At 73.1% G+C, this 19,189-nt stretch carries 21 protein-coding genes; 17 read left to right on the plus strand and 4 right to left on the minus strand.

From position 1 onward, the window contains the following. Nucleotides 1-42 precede the first annotated feature (42 nt). The 3 genes from fdxA (at nucleotide 43) to KG102_RS03540 (ending at nucleotide 2,992) form a co-directional block, all read left to right on the plus strand. Nucleotides 43-369, plus strand: a complete 327-nt coding sequence (fdxA, locus tag KG102_RS03530; RefSeq protein ID WP_028050935.1) for a ferredoxin — start codon at nucleotides 43-45, stop codon at nucleotides 367-369. 10 nt (nucleotides 370-379) lie between these two features. Next, nucleotides 380-1,507 carry a succinyldiaminopimelate transaminase gene (dapC, locus tag KG102_RS03535; protein ID WP_208290464.1) on the plus strand — a complete coding sequence of 376 codons (1,128 nt, stop codon included), beginning with the start codon at nucleotides 380-382 and terminating at the stop codon, nucleotides 1,505-1,507. Between the two features lie 186 nt (nucleotides 1,508-1,693). Beyond that, nucleotides 1,694-2,992 carry a citrate synthase gene (locus KG102_RS03540; RefSeq protein WP_208209857.1) on the plus strand — a complete coding sequence of 433 codons (1,299 nt, stop codon included), beginning with the start codon at nucleotides 1,694-1,696 and terminating at the stop codon, nucleotides 2,990-2,992. Here the strand turns inward: KG102_RS03540 and KG102_RS03545 are convergent. After that, nucleotides 2,989-3,882 (minus strand): hypothetical protein, encoded by an 894-nt coding sequence (locus KG102_RS03545; RefSeq protein ID WP_208209856.1) that lies wholly within the window; start codon nucleotides 3,880-3,882, stop codon nucleotides 2,989-2,991. The genes KG102_RS03540 and KG102_RS03545 overlap by 4 nt on opposite strands. Beyond that, the gene (gene dapD / locus KG102_RS03550) at nucleotides 3,879-4,820 is read right to left on the minus strand and encodes a 2,3,4,5-tetrahydropyridine-2,6-dicarboxylate N-succinyltransferase (protein ID WP_208290463.1); all 942 of its coding nucleotides are present in this window, start codon (nucleotides 4,818-4,820) and stop codon (nucleotides 3,879-3,881) included. Before dapD ends, KG102_RS03545 begins: the two co-directional genes overlap by 4 nt. Before the next feature lie 45 nt (nucleotides 4,821-4,865). Between dapD and dapE the strand changes: the two genes are divergently transcribed. The 8 genes from dapE to KG102_RS03590 all read left to right on the plus strand — a co-directional run bounded on the left by dapE (nucleotide 4,866) and on the right by KG102_RS03590 (nucleotide 12,024). Next, complete coding sequence (gene dapE, locus KG102_RS03555) at nucleotides 4,866-5,954, plus strand: succinyl-diaminopimelate desuccinylase (RefSeq protein WP_208290462.1); 1,089 nt, start codon at nucleotides 4,866-4,868, stop codon at nucleotides 5,952-5,954. Between the two features lie 66 nt (nucleotides 5,955-6,020). Further along, a complete protein-coding gene (locus KG102_RS03560) occupies nucleotides 6,021-6,854 on the plus strand; it encodes an LOG family protein (protein WP_208209853.1) in 834 nt (277 codons plus the stop codon). Continuing rightward, nucleotides 6,824-7,756, plus strand: coding sequence for a dihydropteroate synthase (gene folP / locus KG102_RS03565; RefSeq protein WP_208290461.1), 933 nt, complete (start codon nucleotides 6,824-6,826; stop codon nucleotides 7,754-7,756). Before KG102_RS03560 ends, folP begins: the two co-directional genes overlap by 31 nt. Then, nucleotides 7,753-9,009 (plus strand): hypothetical protein, encoded by a 1,257-nt coding sequence (locus KG102_RS03570; RefSeq protein ID WP_208209851.1) that lies wholly within the window; start codon nucleotides 7,753-7,755, stop codon nucleotides 9,007-9,009. The genes folP and KG102_RS03570 overlap by 4 nt, the downstream gene beginning before the upstream one ends. A 200-nt stretch (nucleotides 9,010-9,209) precedes the next feature. Next, entirely contained in the window at nucleotides 9,210-9,377 is a 168-nt protein-coding gene (locus KG102_RS03575; protein ID WP_013772033.1) for a DUF3117 domain-containing protein, read from the plus strand. 2 nt (nucleotides 9,378-9,379) lie between these two features. Next, the gene (locus tag KG102_RS03580) at nucleotides 9,380-10,972 is read left to right on the plus strand and encodes a leucyl aminopeptidase family protein (RefSeq protein ID WP_208290460.1); all 1,593 of its coding nucleotides are present in this window, start codon (nucleotides 9,380-9,382) and stop codon (nucleotides 10,970-10,972) included. A gap of 131 nt (nucleotides 10,973-11,103) precedes the next feature. Further along, entirely contained in the window at nucleotides 11,104-11,856 is a 753-nt protein-coding gene (locus tag KG102_RS03585; protein WP_208290459.1) for a class I SAM-dependent methyltransferase, read from the plus strand. 24 nt (nucleotides 11,857-11,880) lie between these two features. Next, complete coding sequence (locus KG102_RS03590) at nucleotides 11,881-12,024, plus strand: hypothetical protein (RefSeq protein ID WP_208290458.1); 144 nt, start codon at nucleotides 11,881-11,883, stop codon at nucleotides 12,022-12,024. Nucleotides 12,025-12,063: 39 nt separating this feature from the next. Here the strand turns inward: KG102_RS03590 and KG102_RS03595 are convergent, their stop codons facing one another. Both KG102_RS03595 and KG102_RS03600 read right to left on the minus strand, forming a co-directional pair. Continuing rightward, complete coding sequence (locus tag KG102_RS03595; RefSeq protein WP_208209848.1) at nucleotides 12,064-12,936, minus strand: alpha/beta hydrolase family protein; 873 nt, start codon at nucleotides 12,934-12,936, stop codon at nucleotides 12,064-12,066. Between the two features lie 210 nt (nucleotides 12,937-13,146). Beyond that, a complete protein-coding gene (locus tag KG102_RS03600) occupies nucleotides 13,147-13,779 on the minus strand; it encodes an O-methyltransferase (protein ID WP_208210926.1) in 633 nt (210 codons plus the stop codon). A gap of 173 nt (nucleotides 13,780-13,952) precedes the next feature. Here KG102_RS03600 and sigE point away from each other — a divergent pair, with 173 nt between their 5' ends. The 6 genes from sigE (at nucleotide 13,953) to KG102_RS03630 (ending at nucleotide 19,184) form a co-directional block, all read left to right on the plus strand. Next, entirely contained in the window at nucleotides 13,953-14,558 is a 606-nt protein-coding gene (gene sigE, locus KG102_RS03605; RefSeq protein ID WP_208209847.1) for an RNA polymerase sigma factor SigE, read from the plus strand. Then, complete coding sequence (locus tag KG102_RS03610) at nucleotides 14,555-15,550, plus strand: zf-HC2 domain-containing protein (protein ID WP_208290457.1); 996 nt, start codon at nucleotides 14,555-14,557, stop codon at nucleotides 15,548-15,550. The genes sigE and KG102_RS03610 overlap by 4 nt, the downstream gene beginning before the upstream one ends. Nucleotides 15,551-15,579: 29 nt before the next feature. After that, nucleotides 15,580-17,052 carry a S1C family serine protease gene (locus KG102_RS03615; protein ID WP_249667456.1) on the plus strand — a complete coding sequence of 491 codons (1,473 nt, stop codon included), beginning with the start codon at nucleotides 15,580-15,582 and terminating at the stop codon, nucleotides 17,050-17,052. An 87-nt stretch (nucleotides 17,053-17,139) separates the two neighbouring features. Next, nucleotides 17,140-17,508, plus strand: a complete 369-nt coding sequence (locus KG102_RS03620; protein ID WP_208290456.1) for a Sec-independent protein translocase family protein — start codon at nucleotides 17,140-17,142, stop codon at nucleotides 17,506-17,508. Nucleotides 17,509-17,574: 66 nt separating this feature from the next. Further along, nucleotides 17,575-18,615, plus strand: a complete 1,041-nt coding sequence (trpS, locus tag KG102_RS03625; protein WP_208209844.1) for a tryptophan--tRNA ligase — start codon at nucleotides 17,575-17,577, stop codon at nucleotides 18,613-18,615. Beyond that, nucleotides 18,612-19,184, plus strand: a complete 573-nt coding sequence (locus KG102_RS03630; RefSeq protein WP_208209843.1) for a 2'-5' RNA ligase family protein — start codon at nucleotides 18,612-18,614, stop codon at nucleotides 19,182-19,184. The genes trpS and KG102_RS03630 overlap by 4 nt, the downstream gene beginning before the upstream one ends. Nucleotides 19,185-19,189 lie beyond the last annotated feature (5 nt).

Consider the following 19,189-nt stretch of genomic DNA (forward strand, 5'->3'; position numbering starts at 1 on the left):
TGAGCGATACTAAGAGCACCCCTGGCCTGTGGAGGACCGACCGTGACGTATGTGATCGCCGAGCCCTGCGTGGACGTCAAGGACAAGGCGTGCATCGAGGAATGTCCCGTGGACTGCATCTACGAGGGCAAGCGATCGCTGTACATCCACCCCGACGAGTGCGTGGACTGCGGTGCGTGCGAGCCGGTCTGCCCGGTCGAGGCGATCTACTACGAGGACGACGTCCCGGAGCAGTGGACCGAGTACTACAAGGCGAACGTCGAGTTCTTCGACGACCTCGGCTCGCCGGGCGGTGCCGCGAAGATGGGTGAGATCGACAAGGACCACCCGATCATCGCGACCCTGCCGCTGCGCGTCCACGGCGACTGACACCGGCCCGATGGGCCTGCTGACCGGCGCGCTGCCGGACTTTCCCTGGGACACGCTCACGCCGTTCGCCGAGAAGGCGCGCGCGCATCCCAGCGGCATCGTCGACCTGTCCGTGGGCACCCCTGTGGACCCGACGCCCGCGGTCGTGCGGGAGGCGCTGGCCGCGGCGGCGGACTCACCGGGCTACCCGACGACGCACGGCACCGCCGAGCTGCGGCAGGCGGTCGTCGACTGGTTCGCCCGCCGGCGCGGCGTGCCCGGGCTCGACCCGGCCGCGGTCCTGCCGACGGTCGGCTCCAAGGAGCTGGTCGCGTTCCTGCCGGCGCTGCTGGGCCTCGGCGCGGGGGACGTGGTGCTGCACCCGTCGGCGGCGTACCCGACGTACGACGTGGGCTCGCGGCTGGCGGGGGCGACCCCCGAGCCCTCCGACCACCCGGCCGCCCGACTCGCCGACGGGGACGTCGGCCTGGTCTGGCTCAACTCACCCGGCAACCCCGACGGCGCGGTGCTCGGGGTCGAGCAGCTGCGGGCGGTCGTGGACGCGGCGCGCGCGTCGAGCAGGCCCGTCGTCGTCGCGTCCGACGAGTGCTACGCGGAGCTGGCCTGGGACGAGCCGTGGACGTCGGCCGGGGTGCCGAGCATCCTCGACCCGCGGGTGACCGGCGGAGACCTCACGGGCCTGCTCGCCGTCTACTCGCTGTCCAAGCAGTCCAACGTGGCGGGCTACCGCGCGGCCTTCGTCGTCGGCGACCCGGAGCTGGTCGCGCGGCTGCTGGAGGTGCGCAAGCACGCCGGGATGATCGTTCCCGGACCGGTGCAGGCCGCCATGACCGCGGCGCTGCGCGACGACGAGCACGTCGCCGCCCAGCGGACGCTCTACGGCCGCCGTCGGCGGCTGCTGAAGGCTGCCTTCGAGAGCGCGGGCTACGCGGTCGACGGCTCCCACGCGGGTCTCTACCTGTGGGTCCGTCCGGAGGCGGGGGGCCAGGACAGCTGGGCCACCGTCGCCGACCTGGCGGGCCTGGGCATCCTCGTCGCACCCGGCGCCTTCTACGGCGACGGCGAGCACGTGCGGGTGGCGCTGACGGCACCCGACGAGCGCGTCGCGGAGGCTGCCGCACGGCTCTCCGGCGCGTGATCACGCGGTGTGAGGGTGGTCACACCGACCCCAACGTCTCGTCGAGGATTGGTCACGGAACCTCCGCCCGGGTACCGTCGCTCCACGCCAAAGAGGGCACCATCGCGTCAGCGCGCCAGGCCGTCGTCGCCGACGACCGGGGCCGCGGGACATCCCCGCCACCCGGAGTCGCAGGAGAGGAAAACCATGTCGGACGTCGTCAGCGGGCCGGTCCAGCTCATCATCGGTGGACAGTCCAAGGAGCTTCCGGTCGTGACCGCGACCGACGGCAACGACGGCATCGTCGTCTCCACGCTGCTGCGGGACACGGGCAAGGTCACGGTCGACCCCGGCTTCATGAACACCGCGTCGTGCGAGTCGAAGGTCACCTACATCGACGGTGACGAGGGCATCCTGCGCTACCGCGGGTACCCGATCGAGCAGCTCGCGGAGCACTCGACGTTCCTCGAGGTCGCCTACCTCCTCATCCACGGCGCACTGCCGACCGCGACCGAGCTCGCGGCCTTCGAGGACCGGGTCAACCGGCACACGCTCGTGCACGAGGACTTCCGCACGTTCATGGGGACGTTCCCGCGCAACGCGCACCCGATGGCCGTGATGTCGTCCGCGATCAACGCGCTGTCCACGTTCTACCCGGAGTCGCTGGACCCGTTCGACCCGGAGACGGTCGAGCTCGCCACCGTGCTGATCCTGGCCAAGACGCGGACGATCACGTCCTACGTCCACCGCGCCGCCAAGGGCGAGCCCCTCCTGTACCCGGACTACTCGCGCGGGTACGTCGAGGACTTCCTGCGGATGACGTTCGCGGTGCCGTACCAGCAGTACGAGCCGGACCCGCGCGTCGTCGCGGCCCTGGACCAGCTGCTGATCCTGCACGCCGACCACGAGCAGAACTGCTCGACGTCCACGGTCCGCATCGTCGGCTCGAGCCACGCCAACCTGTACGCCTCGGTCGCTGCAGGGATCAACGCGCTGTCCGGTCCGCTGCACGGCGGCGCCAACGAGGCCGTGCTGAAGATGCTCACGGAGATCCAGGCCAACGGCGGCGACGCCTCGGACTTCATGAAGCGCGTCAAGGACAAGGAGCCCGGCGTCCGGCTCATGGGCTTCGGGCACCGCGTCTACAAGAACTACGACCCGCGCGCCGCCATCGTGAAGAAGAGCGCCGACTCCGTGCTGTCCGCGCTGGGCAGCAACGACGAGCTCCTGGACCTCGCGATGGGGCTCGAGGAGATCGCGCTGTCGGACGACTACTTCATCTCCCGCAAGCTGTACCCGAACGTCGACTTCTACACGGGCCTCATCTACAAGGCGATGGGCTTCTCCGAGCAGATGTTCACCCCGCTGTTCGCCCTGGGCCGCATGCCCGGGTGGATCGCGCAGTGGCGCGAGATGATGACCGACCCGCAGACCAAGATCGGCCGCCCGCGGCAGATCTACACGGGCGCGACGGCGCGCGACTACACCGAGCTCGACGCCCGCTAACCGGCCTGCTGGCCGGCGACGGTCAGCCGCACGGCCCCCGCGGGCACGGCGGCGTCCGTCGTCTCCCACGCGCCGGCGGCACGGTCCCACGTGCGGTCGGCGACCGTGACGGAGGTCAGCTGGAGCGGCTCCGCGACGGACACGGCCCACTGCGCCACGGCCCAGTCGAGCCGGGCGCGGTCCTGCGCGGCACCGAACGCGGAGGTGTCGACGACCAGGCCGCCGGCGTCGTCCGCGACGACCGGCACGGCGCCCAGGTCCCGCTGCACGCGTGCGACGACCGCGTCGGGCGACGCGGCGGCGGGGTCGGGTGCGTGCAGCCGACAGGTCAGGGTCGCGGGAGACCAGCCGGTGAGCGCCGATGCCCAGGCCCGTGAGCGCGTCTCGTGCTGCGCGTACGCGTCGGGGAATCCGGAGCGTTGCACGGCCTGCGCGGCCTCGGTGACCGGCAGGGTCTCGTAGCCGTCGACCGTGACCAGGCCGTCGTAGAACTTCCCCGTGGCGTACACCGGGTCCTGCACCTGCTCCTCGGTGCCCCAGCCCTGGGAGGGACGCTGCTGGAACAGGCCGAGGCTGTCGCGGTCGCCGTAGGTGACGTTGACCAGCTTGGACTCCTGCAGCGCGGTGGCCAACGCGATGGTCACCGCGCGGGCGGGCAGCCCACGGTGGACGCCCGTCGCGGCGATCAGGGCGGCGTTCTGCGCCTGGTCGGGGCTGAGCGACCAGCTCGTACCGTCGAGCTCCGCCACGCAGCGTTGGGCGGCCGGTGGGGCCGGGTGGGACCGCGTCAGGGCCAGGACGACCCCCGCGATCCCGACGAGCAGCACCGCCACGGCCGCGGCGACGGCGAGACCGGCCCGGCGAGCACGCCGCCGTCGTCGCGCGCTCACTCGTTGGCGTGCAGCGTGGCGTTCAGCTGCACGCCCGAGCCGGCACGCGCGACGGCCTCGACGCCTCCGGTCAGGGAGTTGCGGCGGAACAGGACCCCGTCGCGTCCGGCGAGCTCGCGGGCCTTCACCACGCGGGGCGAGTCCTCGAAGTCGATGAGCGAGACCTTGGTGCCGGCGGTCACGTAGAGCCCGGCCTCGACCACGCAGTCGTCGCCGAGGGGGATGCCGACGCCCGCGTTCGCGCCGAGCAGCGTGCGCCGGCCGATCGAGACGACCTCCCGACCGCCGCCGGACAGCGTGCCCATGATGGAGGCGCCACCGCCGATGTCCGACCCGTCGCCCACCACGACGCCCGCGGACACGCGGCCCTCGATCATCGACGTGCCGAGCGTCCCGGCGTTGAAGTTCACGAAGCCCTCGTGCATGACGGTCGTGCCGGCGGCCAGGTGGGCGCCGAGGCGGACGCGGTCGGCGTCGGCGATGCGGACGCCGGAGGGCACGACGTAGTCGACCATCCGCGGGAACTTGTCGACGCTGAGCACCGTGACGGTGACGCCGGCCGCGCGCAGGCGACCGCGCGTCTGCTCGAAGCAGTCGACCGCGCACGGTCCGCGGTCGGTCCACACGACGTTGGGCAGCACGCTGAACAGGCCGTCGAGGTTCTGGTCGTGGGGCCGGACCAGGCGGTGGGACAGCAGGTGCAGACGCAGGTAGGCGTCGGCGGTGTCGACCGGGCCGGTGTCCAGGTCGATCACCGTCCGGACGACCTCCACGCGGACGGCCCGCGCCTCGTCGACCCGCTCGCCGGCGCTCAGCGACGCCGGAGCGGGGGAGCCGTCGGGGCTGCCCAGGCTCGGCGAGGGGTACCAGACGTCCAGCGTGGTGCCGTCGTCGGTCACCGTGGCCAGGCCGAACCCCCAGGCCGTCCGTGCAGTCATGGCGACAACCCTAGGTCACGGGCCCCATCGGGCTAGGGTCGCGACGTGGAGACGACCCTGGACCTCTCGTCCGATCTCGTGACGCTCACCCGCGCACTCTGCGACCTGCCCTCGGAGAGCGGCGACGAACGCGCGATCGCCGACGCCATCGAGGCGGCCCTGCGCCGCTACGCCCACCTGGAGGTGCTCCGCGACGGCGACGCGGTCGTCGCGCGGACCAACCAGGGGCGACCGAGCAGAGTGGTCGTCGCCGGACACATCGACACCGTGCCGATCACGGACAACCTGCCCACGCGGCTCGTCGGCGAGGGGTCCCAGGCCGAGCTGTGGGGTCGCGGCACGGTGGACATGAAGGCCGGGGTGGCCGTGCAGCTCGCGCTCGCGGCCGAGCTGAGCGCACCGAGCCGGGACGTCACGTGGGTGTTCTACGACCACGAGGAGGTCGCGGCCGAGCTCAACGGGCTGGGCCGGATCGTGCGCGAGCACCCCGACTGGGTGGCGGGCGACTTCGCCGTGCTGTGCGAGCCGACGGGCGGCGGGCTCGAGGGCGGCTGCAACGGGACGCTGCGCGCCGAGGTGCGGCTCACGGGAGTCGCGGCGCACTCCGCGCGTGCCTGGATGGGCCGCAACGCGGTCCACGCCGCGGGAGAGGTGCTGCGCCGCTTGGAGGAGTACACGCCCGCCGAGGTCGAGGTCGACGGCCTGGTCTACCGGGAGAGCCTCAACGCGGTCCTCATCTCCGGCGGCACGGCCACGAACGTCATCCCCGACGCCTGCGTCGTCACCGTCAACTACCGGTTCGCTCCGTCGGCGAGCGTGGAGCAGGCGTCCGCGCACGTGCGCGAGCTGTTCGACGGGTACGACGTGGAGATCGTCGACGCGGCGCCCGGCGCCCGCCCCGGCCTCGACGACCCGACCGCCCAGGAGTTCGCACGGGCCGTGCTGGCGATCACCGGCGGCGTCCCCGCGGCCAAGTACGGCTGGACCGACGTCGCCCGGTTCTCCGAGCTCGGTGTGCCCGCCGTGAACTTCGGTCCGGGGGACGCGCTGCTGGCGCACAAGCGGGACGAGCGGTGCGTCGTCGGACAGATCACGGCCGTGCACGCGGCGCTGCGGGACTGGCTGACCGCCTGAGACCGGCCGCGTGGTCCGGTCGAGAACGCGTGCCCAGGTCGGGCGAGCCGACCTAGAGTCGGGGCCATGAGCGACGAAGGACTCTCCGCACCCGGGCACGGCTACCGCAAGGGACCGGTGCTGCTGCGCGGCGACCAGATCCCCAAGACCACCTCGGACCAGCGGCTGCTGAGCCGTGCCGGCAGTGCCGACTGGGTGCACGGCGACCCGTGGCGCGTCATGCGCATCCAGAGCGAGTTCGTCGAGGGCTTCGGGGCGCTGGCCGAGGTCGGCCCCGCGGTCAGCGTGTTCGGCTCGGCCCGCGTGCCGGTGGACCACCCCGACTACGCGCTCGGCCGGGAGGTCGCCCGCCTGCTGGTCGAGGCGGGGTACGCCGTCATCACCGGAGGTGGCCCCGGGATCATGGAGGCCGCCAACCAGGGCGCCTACGAGGCGGGCGGGCTCTCGGTCGGGCTCGGCATCGAGCTGCCGTTCGAGCAGGGCATGAACGACTACGTCGACCTCGGCGTGAACTTCCGCTACTTCTTCGCCCGCAAGACCATGTTCGTGAAGTACTCCGAGGGCTTCGTGGTGATGCCGGGCGGCTTCGGCACGTTCGACGAGCTGTTCGAGGCGCTGACGCTCGTGCAGACGCACAAGGTGATCAGCTTCCCGATCGTGCTGGTGGGCCGCGACTACTGGCAGGGGCTCATCGACTGGGTCGGCAGCGCGGTCCTCGACCGCGGCATGATCTCCGCGGCCGACCTCGAGCTGCTCAAGGTCGTGGACACCGCGCGCGAGGCGGTCGACGTGGTGCTCGAGCGGGGCGCCCAGCTGCGCGCCGAGGAGGAGGCAGCCGCCGCCGAGACGGCTCGCGCGCAGCAGGCCGCGTGGGAGTCGGCGCGGGACGCGGCACGGTGAACCTGCCGCCCGCCGGCGCCGCGCTGCGCCTGCGCGGGCGCTGGTTCGGCGCCGACCGCCCCGTCGTCATGGCGGTGGTCAACCGGACGCCCGACTCGTTCTACGCGGCCGCCCGCTACGACGACGCCTCCGCGGACGAGGCGGTGGCCCGCGCGGTCGACGACGGCGCGGACATCGTCGACCTGGGCGGGGTCCGCGCCGGGCGGGGCCCCCGGGTCGACGCCGCGGAGGAGATCGCCCGGGTGGTCCCGCTGGTGCGGCGCGTCCGCGCACGCCACCCCGACCTGGTGGTCAGCATCGACACCTGGCGCGCGCAGGTGGCCCGGGCGGCCGCCGACGAGGGGGCCGACCTGGTCAACGACACCTGGGCCGGGCACGACCCCGCGCTGATGGAGGTGGCGGCCGAGCGCGGCCTGGGCATCGTGTGCACGCACACCGGCGGCGCCCGTCCGCGCACCGACCCGTTCCGGGTCGAGTACCCGCCGGGCGACGGCGACCCGCTGGACGGCGTGCTCGACGACGTCGTCCGCACGGTCAGCGCGGCCGCGGCCCGGGCGGTGGGCCTCGGCATCGACCCCGCGAGCGTCCTGGTGGACCCGACGCACGACTTCGGCAAGAACACGTGGCACTCGCTGCACCTGGTCCGGCGCACCGAGGCGCTCGTGGCGCTCGGCTTCCCGGTGCTGATGGCGCTGTCGCGCAAGGACTTCGTCGGGGAGAGCCTCGACCTGCCGGCCGAGGAACGGCTCGAGGGCACCCTCGCCGCGACCACCCTCGCCGCATGGCTGGGCGCGAGGGTGTTCCGGGCGCACGACGTGCGCGCGACCCGGCGGACCCTCGACATGGTCGCCACCCTCCGCGGGGACCGCCCGCCCGCCCGGGCCGTGCGAGGGCTGGCGTGAGCGAGGTGCGCGTGGTCGACGAGCCGTCCCTGGAGCCCACGCCCGGGCTGTGGGCCTGGGCTGCGAGCCGGCCCTGGTGGGTCCAGGTGCTGGCCGTCTACGGGGCGGCGCGGCTCTTCACGACCGCGGTGTTCCTGTGGGTGGCCGGCCTGCAGGAGCAGAACCCGTGGACCCCGGCCGACCCCGACTACTTCCCGTACGTCGGGTTCATGTTCGACGGGTCCTGGTACCGGACCGTGGCGGAGAACGGGTACCCCGCGCAGCTCCCGATCGGCGCCGACGGACTGGTGCAGCAGAACGCGTGGGCGTTCTTCCCGCTCTTCCCGATGCTCGCGCGCGGACTCATGCGGCTCACGGGCGGGCCGTGGGAGGTCGTCGCGCCCCTGCTCGCCGTCGTCCTCGGCGCCGGGGCGATGCTCGCGATCCACCGCACGGTGGTGCGCGGAGCGCCGCGCGCGGTCGCCGCTCGTCCCGGCCTCCCGCTGGCGACCGTCGCGCTGGTGAGCGTGTTCCCCACCGCCGCCGTGCTGCAGGTCGCGTACACCGAGGCGCTCGCCCTGCTGCTCGTCGCGGGCGCTCTGCTGCTCCTCCTGCGGCGCGACTACGCGTGGATGGCGCTGGTCGTCGTCGCGCTGGGGTTCACGCGCGCGGTCGCGCTCCCGATGGCCGTCGTGGTCGTGGTGCACGCCGCGGTCCGCTGGTGGTCCGCCCGGCGGGGGACCGGCACGTGGACCTGGCGGACCGGCACGGGCCTGGGGGCGCTCGCGGTGCTGTCGGCGGTGTCGGGCCTGCTGTGGCCCGCGATCTGCGGCTGGGTCACCGGTGTGCCGGACGGCTACCTGCAGACCCAGGAGGCCTGGCGGGGGGTGCGCGAGGTGGCGCCGTTCGGCGGGTGGACCTACGTCCCGCAGTTCTGGTTCGGCCAGTACGCGTTGCCGGTGGTGGCCCTGTCCTTCGCGCTCGTGATCGCGGTGCTCGTCGTCCCGGCCGCCTGGCGCCTGGGCCGCGAGCTGCACGCCTGGGCTGCCGCGTACATCGTCTACATCGCCGCCGTCGTGGAGCCCGGCAGCAGCCTGGCCCGCTTCCTGCTGCTCGCGTACCCGCTGGGGGCGGTGACGGCCGGCGTGGTCACGCGCCCGGCGGCGGCCCGGCGCTGGTGGTTCGGGGCCGTGCTCGTGCTGATGCTGGGCCTCCAGGTCCTGTGGGTGCGCCAGATGTGGCACGCCAACCCGGTGGCGGACTGGCCGCCGTGACCGCTCGGAGGCACGGCTGGATCCGCCGCCGGGTGCTGGACATTCGTCCGATCGTGGCCTGACCGGCATCGGGACAGGTGGGGGGCCGCCGGTGAACTAGGATGGGACCCGGACAACCGATAGGCGAGGCCGACGTGGGGTGCGTGAAAACGCTCCCCACGAGTCACGCACCGGACGCACCAGCGAAGGAGAGGCCCCGCATGGCCGCGATGAAGCCGAGGACCGGTGACGGCCCGCTCGAGGTCACGAAGGAGGGACGCGGCATCGTGATGCGCGTTCCGCTCGAGGGCGGTGGACGGCTGGTGGTCGAGCTCAACGCGACCGAGGCCGCGGAGCTGGGTGAGGCTCTGACGTCCGTCGTCAGCTGACGATGGCACGGACCAGCTCGAGAGCGTCGATCGGTCGCACGCCCCCCGCGGTGACGGTCGACGGCGGCAGCATCACCACCACGACGCTGCTCACCGACGGCTCCACCGACGCCGTCGCCGTCCCCGTCGCGCCGCCGCGCGACGGGGACGACGCGTTGCGTCCCCTGCAGGGCACCGCCGAGGCGGCGGCACGCTACGGCGTCGACCTCGCGGAGATCGGTGATCGCGCCGGGCTGAGCGGTGCGGCCGGGGAGATCTACGTCCTGCAGCTGCCGCGCCCGGTCGGGTCCTCCGTGACGCTGCCGTGGTCGGGACTGCCGCCGAGGCTCGTGCTCGTGGGCGTCGGCTCCGGCCGACCCGCTGACCTGCGTCGCGCCGGTGCCGCACTCGCGCGGTCGACCCGCGGTCTCCGCCGGGTCGTGACCACCCTCGGTGCGGAGGCGCACCAGGACGACTCGGCCGCCGCCACGTGCGCCCGAGCCGTGGCCGAGGGCTACCTGCTCGCCGCGTACGTGCCGCAGACGTCCGCCACCCAGGACTCGTCGCCTCGCGATGCGGCCGAGCTCGTGCTGCTCGGCCGAGACGGGACCCGGGCCACCGCCGCCGTCGCCGAGGGCCGCACTGCCGCCACCGCGACGTGGCTGGTCCGCGACCTGGCCGCCACCCCGGCGAGCACCAAGACGCCCGCCTGGCTCGCCGACCAGGCCAAGCGGCTCGCGACCAAGGCCGGCCTCGAGGTCGTCGTCCGGAGCCCGCGCGAGCTCGCGGCGGAGGGCTTCGGCGGGATCCTCGCGGTGGGCGCCGGATCGGCGTCCTCGCCGCGGTTGGTGACCGTCTCCTACACGCCGCCGACCGCCGGCGGCCGGCACGTCGTGGTCGTCGGCAAGGGCATCACGTTCGACACGGGCGGCCTCTCGATCAAGCCGCGCGAGGCCATGGTCCCGATGAAGACCGACATGACCGGTGCCGCGGTCGCGCTGGCCACCGTGCTGGGTGCCGCTGCCGCGGGCGTCGCGCACCGGGTCACGGCCGTGCTGCCCCTGGCGGAGAACCACTTCGGTGGTGCCTCGTACCGGCCGGGTGACGTGCTGACGATGTGGGGCGGCACCACCGTCGAGATCGCCAACACCGACGCCGAGGGTCGCCTCGTCCTCGCCGACGCGCTGGCCTGGGCCGACGCGACGCTCGACCCCGACGTGCTCATCGACGTCGCCACCCTGACCGGCGCCGCGACCCTCGGGCTCGGCAAGCAGCACGCCGCGCTGTACAGCGCCGACGAGGAGCTCGCGACCGCGCTGGCCGCGGCCGGCGACGCGTCCGGCGAGCTCGCCTGGCACATGCCGTTGGTCGAGGAGTACGAGGAGGCGGTGGAGTCGCAGATCGCCGACCTGCGCCATGTCCCGGTGGACAAGCACATCGGTGGCGGCTCGATCACCGCCGCCCTGTTCCTGCGGCACTTCGTGGGATCCCGCCGGTGGGCGCACCTCGACATCGCTGGTCCCGCCCGCGCGACGTCGGACAAGCACGAGGTCACCGAGGGCGCGACCGGCTTCGGCGCCCGCCTCCTGCTGCGGTACCTCGAACAGCTGCGCTGAGCCGCCCACGGCCGGCGGGCGCCGGTGCACCGAGCTCAGGACGTCTCCGTCCTCATCCCGGTACACGCTCTGGCCTGCTCACCGGCTGGCCCTGACTCGATGATGCGCTCGACCAACGGGGGTACCACCGCATGACCGATCCCGCGAACTTCTACACCGGTCTCGTCGTTCAGGCCTACTCGGCACTCAAGGCCCAGACGTTCGATCCCGCCCCGTACGCCGCGTTCGTCCGATCGCACGGGCAGCCTGGTCTGGAAGTCGGGTGCGGCGCCGGTCAGCCCCTGCTCGAGCTGGTCAGCAACGGGCTCGACGTCGACGGCGTCGACTCCTCGCCCGACATGATCGAGCAGGCGCGGACGGCGGCCCGACAGCAAGGGCTGGATGTCAGGCTCCACGTGGCGCGGATGGAACAGATGGACCTCGGCCGGCAGTACCGGTCGATCTACCTGGCCGGGCCGACCTTCCAGCTGCTCCCCGATGACGAGGTGGCCCTCCGTGCGCTCGAGGCGTTCCGCCGCCACCTCGCGCCAGGCGGCACCCTGATGGTCCCCCTGTGGGTTGCCGGGCCTACGCCCGCCGAGCAGCTCGGAGCAGCCCGCGAGGCCGTCGACGACTCCGGCGCAGTCCTGCGCTACACCCCCGTGTCCGAGGTCTACGACCCGGCAACGCGTACTCGGCGCACTGCCGTTACTTACGAACGGGTCCCCACCACCGGTCCGCGAGAGCGGGTCGACCGGGAGTGGGTGATCCACTGGCAGACCCTGAGAACCATCACCGAGCTCGCATCACAGGCTGGCTTGACGGTTCGGAACGTGGAGCCGCCGAGTGCCGCCGGTGACGCCGACCTCGGGGCGGAGTTCACCGTCTTCCTGACGCACGCGTAGCAGGCGCCTCGGCGGGTGCGACTGGTGAGCTCCGAACCCGGGTTCCCCCGGTGGGGGCACCTCGACATCGCCGGCCCCGCCCGCGCGACGTCGGACAAGCACGAGGTCACCGAGAGTGCGACTGGCTTCGGCGCCCGCCTCCTGCGCTACCTCGACGACCTGCGCTGACGCGTCCCGCACCGTCTCCGGTGCGGGACGCGCTCGCGGTCAGAACGGGCAGCTCGAGCTGACCGCGGAGAACGCCGTGCCGGACGGCGCGGGGCACAGGAACTGCGTGAAGCGGGTGTCGTTGTCGACGAACCGCTTGAGCCAGGCGATCGAGTTCTCGGCGATCGTCGTGTTCGAGGTGTTGGGCGCGAAGTGGCTCGCTCCCCGCAGCTCGAGGTACGTGCGCGGCGTGGCCGCCGGCAGCGACTGGTAGAACGGTCGCGCGTGCGACGTGACGGCCGCGACCGAGTCGTTCTGCGCGCCGATGACGAGCGCGGGTGTGACCACCTCGGGCCAGGTCTTGTCGATGTTCCACGGGGTCAGCGGGATCACCGCCTTCAGGGACGGGCGGTCCTTGGCGGCCTCGAGGGTCCCCCCGCCGCCCATCGAGTGGCCCATGAGAGCGACGCGGGTGGCGTCGATCCGGCCGGCGACCGTGCTGCGCTGGGTCAGGTAGTCGGCGGCCGCAAGCAGCTGGTCGCCGCGGGATGCGGGCTGGTCATAGCGCGACGACGTGTCGATGGTGAACACGACGAAACCCTGCGAGGCGATGCGCGGGCCGAGCCAGGCCATGCTCGACTGGTCGGCCGTGTACCCCGGAGCGACCACCACGGCGCCGAACGTGCCCTGTGACTGGTCGGAGGGGTAGTAGATGGTGCCGCCGCCGAACCCGGAGACGAGCCACCGGGAGAGCGAGGTCTGCGAGACGGCGAACGGGCCGCGAGCGGCCTGGATGCTGGCGCGGGTCGGTTCCGGTCCACGCTGGTACGGGTTGTCCGCGGCGCCGGCGGGGCTGGCGATGCCCCCGACGAGGAGCGAGGCGCTCAGTGCGGCGGTGGCGACGGTGCGACGCCATGAGGTCAGAGATGTCACGACGGTGTGTCCTCTCCTGGGTGCTGCCCCACGGGAACCGACCGGGACGAGTGAGGCGATGGGCGGGCCGCTACCTCCTTTCAACAAACCGACTGGTCGGTTCGTCGAACGTAGCAGCGACCGTCCGGATTGTCACCGTTCGTCCGTGACAGGGTCACAGGGGTCAGCACGCGGCCGTGGCGCCGCCTGCTGTGATGGTCGCCGAGCGCCTCAGCGCTTGACTGCCACCAGCAGGCCGTCGCCCACGGGCAGCAGCGACGGGAGCAGCCGGTCGTCGGCCCGCACGGTCCGGCCCACCTCGCGGATCGTCGTCGTGGTCTCGTCGCGCCGCGCGGGGTCGGCCACGCGGTCGTGCCACAGCGCGTTGTCGACCACCAGCACGCCACCACGGCGCAGCAGCCGCACGGCCTGCTCGACGTACCCGGCGTAGCTGCCCTTGTCGGCGTCGACGAACACGAGGTCGTAGCCGCCGTCGGTCAGCCGCGGCAGCACGTCGAGGGCGCGTCCCGAGATGGTCCGGGTCCGGGTGGGCTTGACGCCCTCCTCGACGAACGCCTCCTTGGCGGCACGCTGGTGCTCGACCTCGAGGTCGATCGTCGTGAGCACGCCGTCGGCGGGCATGCCGCGCAGGAGGTACAGCGAGCCCACACCGGCACCGGTGCCGATCTCGACGACGGCACGCGCGGCGACCGCCGCGGCGAGCACGCTCAGCGCGGCTCCGGCACCGGGCAGGACCGGGGTGCACCCGAGCTGCGCGGCGCGCTCACGGGCGCGCTGCAGGATGTCGTCCTCGGGCAGGAACTCCTCGCAGTAGACCCAGCTCTGGGCCTTGTCGGTGGAGATGGTTGCCTCCTGGGGCAGGGCGACGGGGTCGTTCGGTGGTCGTCACCAGCGTAGTCGCGCCCCGTCCGGAGCAGCGGGGGCGCGCGCGGTCCGCTACGGGCGGAACTTCTGGGCGGCCAGAGGCGTTCCTACCGTTCGAGGCCCACAGGTCGACCTGGGACACTGAGGGCACGATGTCGAACCCTGAGGAGACCGCACCCGTGACCACCCAGCCCGCCGTCTGGCAGGCTCCGTCGTGGGAAGAGATCGTCCGCGACCACTCCGCGCGGGTGTACCGCCTCGCGTACCGGCTCACGGGCAACAAGTACGACGCCGAGGACCTCACGCAGGAGACCTTCGTCCGCGTGTTCCGGTCGCTGCACTCCTATACGCCCGGCACGTTCGAGGGCTGGCTGCACCGCATCACCACGAACCTGTTCCTCGACCAGGCCCGCCGGCGCCAGCGCATCCGCATGGACTCGATGGGTGAGGAGTCCGACAGGTACCCCTCGGGTGACCAGCTGGGCGCGCCTGAGCGGGCGTTCGAGCACGGCAACCTCGACCTCGACATCCAGCGGGCGCTCGACGACCTGCCTCCCGAGTACCGCGCGGCCGTCGTGCTGTGCGACATCGAGGGCCTCTCCTACGAGGAGATCGCGGTGACGCTCGGCATCAAGCTGGGTACCGTCCGCTCCCGCATCCACCGCGCTCGCGCCCGCCTGCGGGTCTCGCTCGAGCACCGCGCTCCGGCGGCCCTCGGTGTCCCCGTCGACGACACACCCCTGACGGTCCTCGGATGAGCCACCTCGGGTCGCGGATCAGCGCGCTGGTCGACGGGCAGCTCTCGGTCGTCGAGACCGAGAAGGCCCTCGCCCACGTCGCCGGCTGCCCCGAGTGCTGCGCCGAGCTGGCCGCGTCCCGCGCTGCCCGCCGAGCCCTGGCGTCCGCCGACGAGGTGGCGCCGACGTCCGACCTGACCGCGCGGCTGCTGTCGCTGGCCGCGAACGCGGACCCGTGCACCGGCGACCCGTTCGCGCCCCCGGTGCGCCAGTCGCGCGACGAGCTCGCCTCCTACGGCGTCGCCAGCGGCGGGCTCGGCGCGGGCAGCTGGCGTGCGGGCGGGTCACTGCGCGGAGACGTCAACCACCGGCGGTCGTCGGTCCGCATCGCCGCCGGGTCCATGGCCGGCCTGGGCGCCGTGGCGGCGATGCTGTTCGTCCTGGGCGAGCGGCCCGACGTGGTGCCGACCGTGCACCCCGGCGTCGACCTGGGGCTGTTGAGCCAGGCCGTCACCGCTGACCCCTCCGCGCGCGACGGGGCGACCGGTGCCGCCGCGCGGCCTGCGGTCGACGACCTCGAGCAGTCCGTTCCCCAGACCGCGTCGTGGCTGCGCGCGCACGCGTGGACCTTCCCCTCCGAGCTGCCCGACGGCTGGTCGGTGACGGCCGTGCGCTGGTCCGGCGACGACTCGAGCGTGCTCGAGGTCGACGTGGTCGGCGCCGACGGCACGTCCCTCGTGGTGACCGAGCAGCAGGGTCGGCTCGACACCACCGCGCTGGCCGGAGCCCCCACGGACGACGTGGGCGGCCGGCAGGTGCACGTGCTGTCCTACGAGCCGTGGCACGTCGTGTGGCAGTCCGGCGCCACGGTCGTCCAGGTGGTCGGCTCGCAGTCGTCCCCCTCTGCCGTCACACTTGTGGGAGCCTTCCCCGGCGGCGCCTACGACGACGGCGTGCCCGCGCGGATCACGCGCGGCTGGGACACCGTGACAGGAGCGCTCGAACGGCCATGACGACCTCGGACGATGCCCAGCCAGGCACGGTGCCCGAGCCGGCTGAGGCGCCCGCCGCCGAGACCGCGCGGACCGACCCGCAGCCGAGCCCCTTCGCCTCACCCTCCGGCCGCCGAGCGCTGCCCCCGACCCCGAGCGCCACGGACGGCATGACGCCCGGCGCCCCGGTCGCCGCGCCCGCGCCGCAGGCCCAGGGCACGCACTGGCCGGTCCCGCACGGCTCCGTCCCGCCGTTCTCGCAGACCCCGTACGCGCCGCCGATGCCGCAGGCTCCGGCAGGTCAGCAGCAGCCCTGGGCGGGCGTTCCGTTCGCCATGAGCGCGCCCGTGGACGAGCAGGCGCCCGGCCAGCCCGGTATGCCCCACACCCTGGTGGTGCGCCGTAAGCGCCGGCGGCGGTCGCTCTCCGTCGCGTGGCTGGTGCCGCTGCTCGTGCTCGCGCTGGTGGCGGGAGCGGTCGGCGGGATCGTCGGCTCCCGGCTGACCGAGGACGACCGCCTGGCGGACGCCGGCCTGCCGGTGACGCCGGCCGGCTCGGGGACCATCGAGCGCGCACCCGACTCCGTGGCGGGCATCGCCGCCCAGGTGCTGCCGAGCGTCGTGTCCATCCAGGTCGACGGGGCCGAGGGCAGCTCCACCGGCTCGGGCTTCGTGCTGCGCGCCGACGGGTACCTGGTCACCAACAACCACGTCGTCGCGCAGGCCGACGGTTCCGAGTCGGCCACGATCACCGTGACGTTCGTCGACGGCAGCGAGCAGGAGGCGTCGATCGTCGGGCGCACGTCCGACTACGACCTGGCCGTGCTCAAGGTCGACGTCGACGGCCTGACACCACTGGCGCTCGGCGACTCGGACACCGTGGTCGTGGGTGACGCCGTCGTGGCCGTCGGCGCGCCACTCGGCCTGGCGGGAACCGTGACCACCGGCATCGTGAGCGCGCTCAACCGGCCGGTCTCGGCGGGCGTGTCCACCGACACGGAGGACACGGCCTTCATCAACGCGATCCAGACCGACGCCGCGATCAACCCGGGCAACTCCGGTGGCCCCCTGGTCAACGCGGCCGGCGAGGTCATCGGCATCAACTCGGCGATCGCGCAGCCTCCCGGGTCCACGTCGCTCGTCGGCGGCAGCATCGGGCTCGGCTTCGCCATCCCCTCGAACCAGGTGCGCCGCACGGCGGGCCAGCTCATCGAGACGGGCAGCGCGACGTACCCGATCATCGGCGTCCTGCTGGACCAGCGGTACAGCGGCGAGGGCGTGCAGGTCTCCACCGCAGACACCGCGGGACGGGAGTCGGTCACGGCCGGCGGTCCCGCCGAGCGCGCCGGGATCCACCCCGGCGACGTCATCCTGGCGATCGACGGCCGTCCGGTGACCGATCCCGACGAGCTCATCGTGGCGATCCGGGCGCGGACGCCCGGGGACACGATCGTGCTGCGCGTGCGCAGCGGGTCGAGCGAGCGCGACGTGCGCGTCCGGCTCGACGAGTCGCCCACGCAGTGAGGACGGCCGTCCACCCGCTCACCTGAGCCGCACAGCGGGCCCACGGTACGGACGTCCGGGCTCAGCGGCCGGGGGTACTCTGGCCCGGTGTTCGGGATCAACGGCGGTGAGCTGCTGGTGCTGCTCGCCGTCGCGGCCCTGGTCATCGGCCCCGAGCGGCTTCCGGGGTATGCCGAGCAGCTCGGGCAGTGGGTGCGACGCGGGCGTGAGCTCCTGAGGGACGCCAAGTCCCGCGTCGACGAAGAGCTCGGCGAGGAGGTCGGCGACGTCGACTGGGCCGCGCTGGACCCCCGCAAGTACGACCCGCGGCGCATCGTGCGCGACGCCCTCCTCGACGACGACCCGCCTCGTCGCGTGACCCCGCCCAGCAGCCGCCCCATGACCGGCGCCGCGGCGGCAGCACACGCGGCCGAGCGGGGACCGGCGGCGGCACCGTACGACGACGAAGCCACCTGACAGCCCCCACCCCTCCCCCCGGGAGGCCTGGCACGCCGGGCCCTCCCGCCCTGACAGAATGGTCCGATGGTCTTGGCGCCCCAGCAGTCGCGCATCTTCTCCGGGATGCAGCCCACCTCCGACTCCCTCCAGCTGGGCAACTACCTGGGCGCTCTGACCCAGTGGGTCGCGCTGCAGGAGGAGCACGACGCCATCTACTGCGTCGTCGACCTGCACGCGCTGACGGTGGGCCCCGACCCGGCGGTCCTGCGGGACCGGACGCGCCGCACGGCGGCCCAGTACCTCGCCGCGGGGGTGGACCCGGCGCGGTCGATCCTGTTCGTGCAGTCGCAGGTGCCCGAGCACGCCGAGCTCGCCTGGTTGCTCTCGTGCCACACGGGGTTCGGCGAGGCCAACCGGATGACGCAGTTCAAGGACAAGTCCGGCAAGCACGGCGCCGAGGGCACCACGGTGGGGCTCTTCACGTACCCGGTCCTCATGGCCGCGGACATCCTCCTGTATGACACGACGCTCGTGCCCGTGGGGGAGGACCAGCGCCAGCACCTCGAGCTCACGCGGGACCTCGCTCAGCGGATGAACGCGCGGTTCGGTCCCGACACCGTGGTGGTGCCCGAGCCGCACATCGTCAAGGCGACCGCGAAGATCTACGACCTGCAGGACCCCACGGCCAAGATGAGCAAGTCGGCCGAGAGCCCCAACGGTCTGATCGAGCTGCTCGACGACCCGAAGGTGGTGGCCAAGCGGATCAGGTCCGCGGTCACCGACGCCGAGCGCGAGATCCGGTTCGACCCCGAGAACAAGCCCGGCATCTCCAACCTGCTGACCATCTACTCGGCGCTGACCGGCCGGGAGATCCCCGCGCTCGAGGCGGACTACGCCCACAAGGGCTACGGCGATCTCAAGGTGGACCTCGCCGCCGTGGTGGTCGACTTCCTCACGCCGTTCCAGGCGCGGGTGCACGGCTACCTGTCCGACCCGGCGACGCTCGACGACGTCCTGGCCGACGGCGCAGACCGCGCGCGCGAGCTGGCCGGCACGACGCTCGAGCGCCTCTACGACCGCAGCGGCCTGCTCCCGCGCCGGTCCCGCGCGCGGGTGGGCGCGTGAGGCTGCCGCAACGATCCGGCGACCAGGTCCGGATCGGCGTGGCGATCACCGTCCCGGAGCCGTACGCCTCGGTGCTGCACGCCGCGCGGGCCCGGTGCGGTGACCCGTGGGCCCAGTACATCCGGCCGCACATCACGCTGCTGGGTCCGACGGTCGTCGAGCCCGACGAGATCGCACAGGTCGACGAGCACCTGGCGGCCGTCGCGCGCCAGCACGCGCCGTTCGTCGTCGAGCTGCGCGGCACGGGGACGTTCCGACCGGTCTCGCCGGTGGTGTTCGTCCAGGTGGCCGAAGGGCTGGCCGGGTGCGTGGGGCTGGAACGCAGTGTCCGCTCCGGCGTGCTCGCCCAGGACACGCACTTCCGGTACCACCCGCACGTCACCGTCGCGCACGAGGTCGAGGACGACCTCCTCGACGAGACGTCCGACGCGCTCGCCGGCTTCGGCGCGACCTTCGTGGTGGACAGCTTCCACAGCTACGCGCACGGTGACGACGGCGTGTGGCGGCCGTCGCGTGACTTCAGCCTCACCGGCTCGCCCGCAGATGCCGAGGTCAGCGCCGCGACCTAGGGTCG

This window comes from Cellulomonas fengjieae, from assembly GCF_018388465.1.
GTDB classification, from domain to species: Bacteria; Actinomycetota; Actinomycetes; order Actinomycetales; family Cellulomonadaceae; genus Cellulomonas; species Cellulomonas fengjieae.

What these genes read in the sequence shown, in the direction of transcription:
- dapC (WP_208290464.1), top strand. Translation starts at nt 380, where the DNA reads ATGGGCCTGCTGACCGGCGCGCTGCCGGACTTTCCCTGGGACACGCTC.
- KG102_RS03540 (WP_208209857.1), top strand. Translation starts at nt 1,694, where the DNA reads ATGTCGGACGTCGTCAGCGGGCCGGTCCAGCTCATCATCGGTGGACAG.
- dapD (WP_208290463.1), bottom strand. Translation starts at nt 4,820, where the DNA reads ATGACTGCACGGACGGCCTGGGGGTTCGGCCTGGCCACGGTGACCGAC.
- KG102_RS03560 (WP_208209853.1), top strand. Translation starts at nt 6,021, where the DNA reads ATGAGCGACGAAGGACTCTCCGCACCCGGGCACGGCTACCGCAAGGGA.
- KG102_RS03575 (WP_013772033.1), top strand. Translation starts at nt 9,210, where the DNA reads ATGGCCGCGATGAAGCCGAGGACCGGTGACGGCCCGCTCGAGGTCACG.
- KG102_RS03580 (WP_208290460.1), top strand. Translation starts at nt 9,380, where the DNA reads ATGGCACGGACCAGCTCGAGAGCGTCGATCGGTCGCACGCCCCCCGCG.
- KG102_RS03585 (WP_208290459.1), top strand. Translation starts at nt 11,104, where the DNA reads ATGACCGATCCCGCGAACTTCTACACCGGTCTCGTCGTTCAGGCCTAC.
- sigE (WP_208209847.1), top strand. Translation starts at nt 13,953, where the DNA reads ATGTCGAACCCTGAGGAGACCGCACCCGTGACCACCCAGCCCGCCGTC.
- KG102_RS03610 (WP_208290457.1), top strand. Translation starts at nt 14,555, where the DNA reads ATGAGCCACCTCGGGTCGCGGATCAGCGCGCTGGTCGACGGGCAGCTC.
- trpS (WP_208209844.1), top strand. Translation starts at nt 17,575, where the DNA reads ATGGTCTTGGCGCCCCAGCAGTCGCGCATCTTCTCCGGGATGCAGCCC.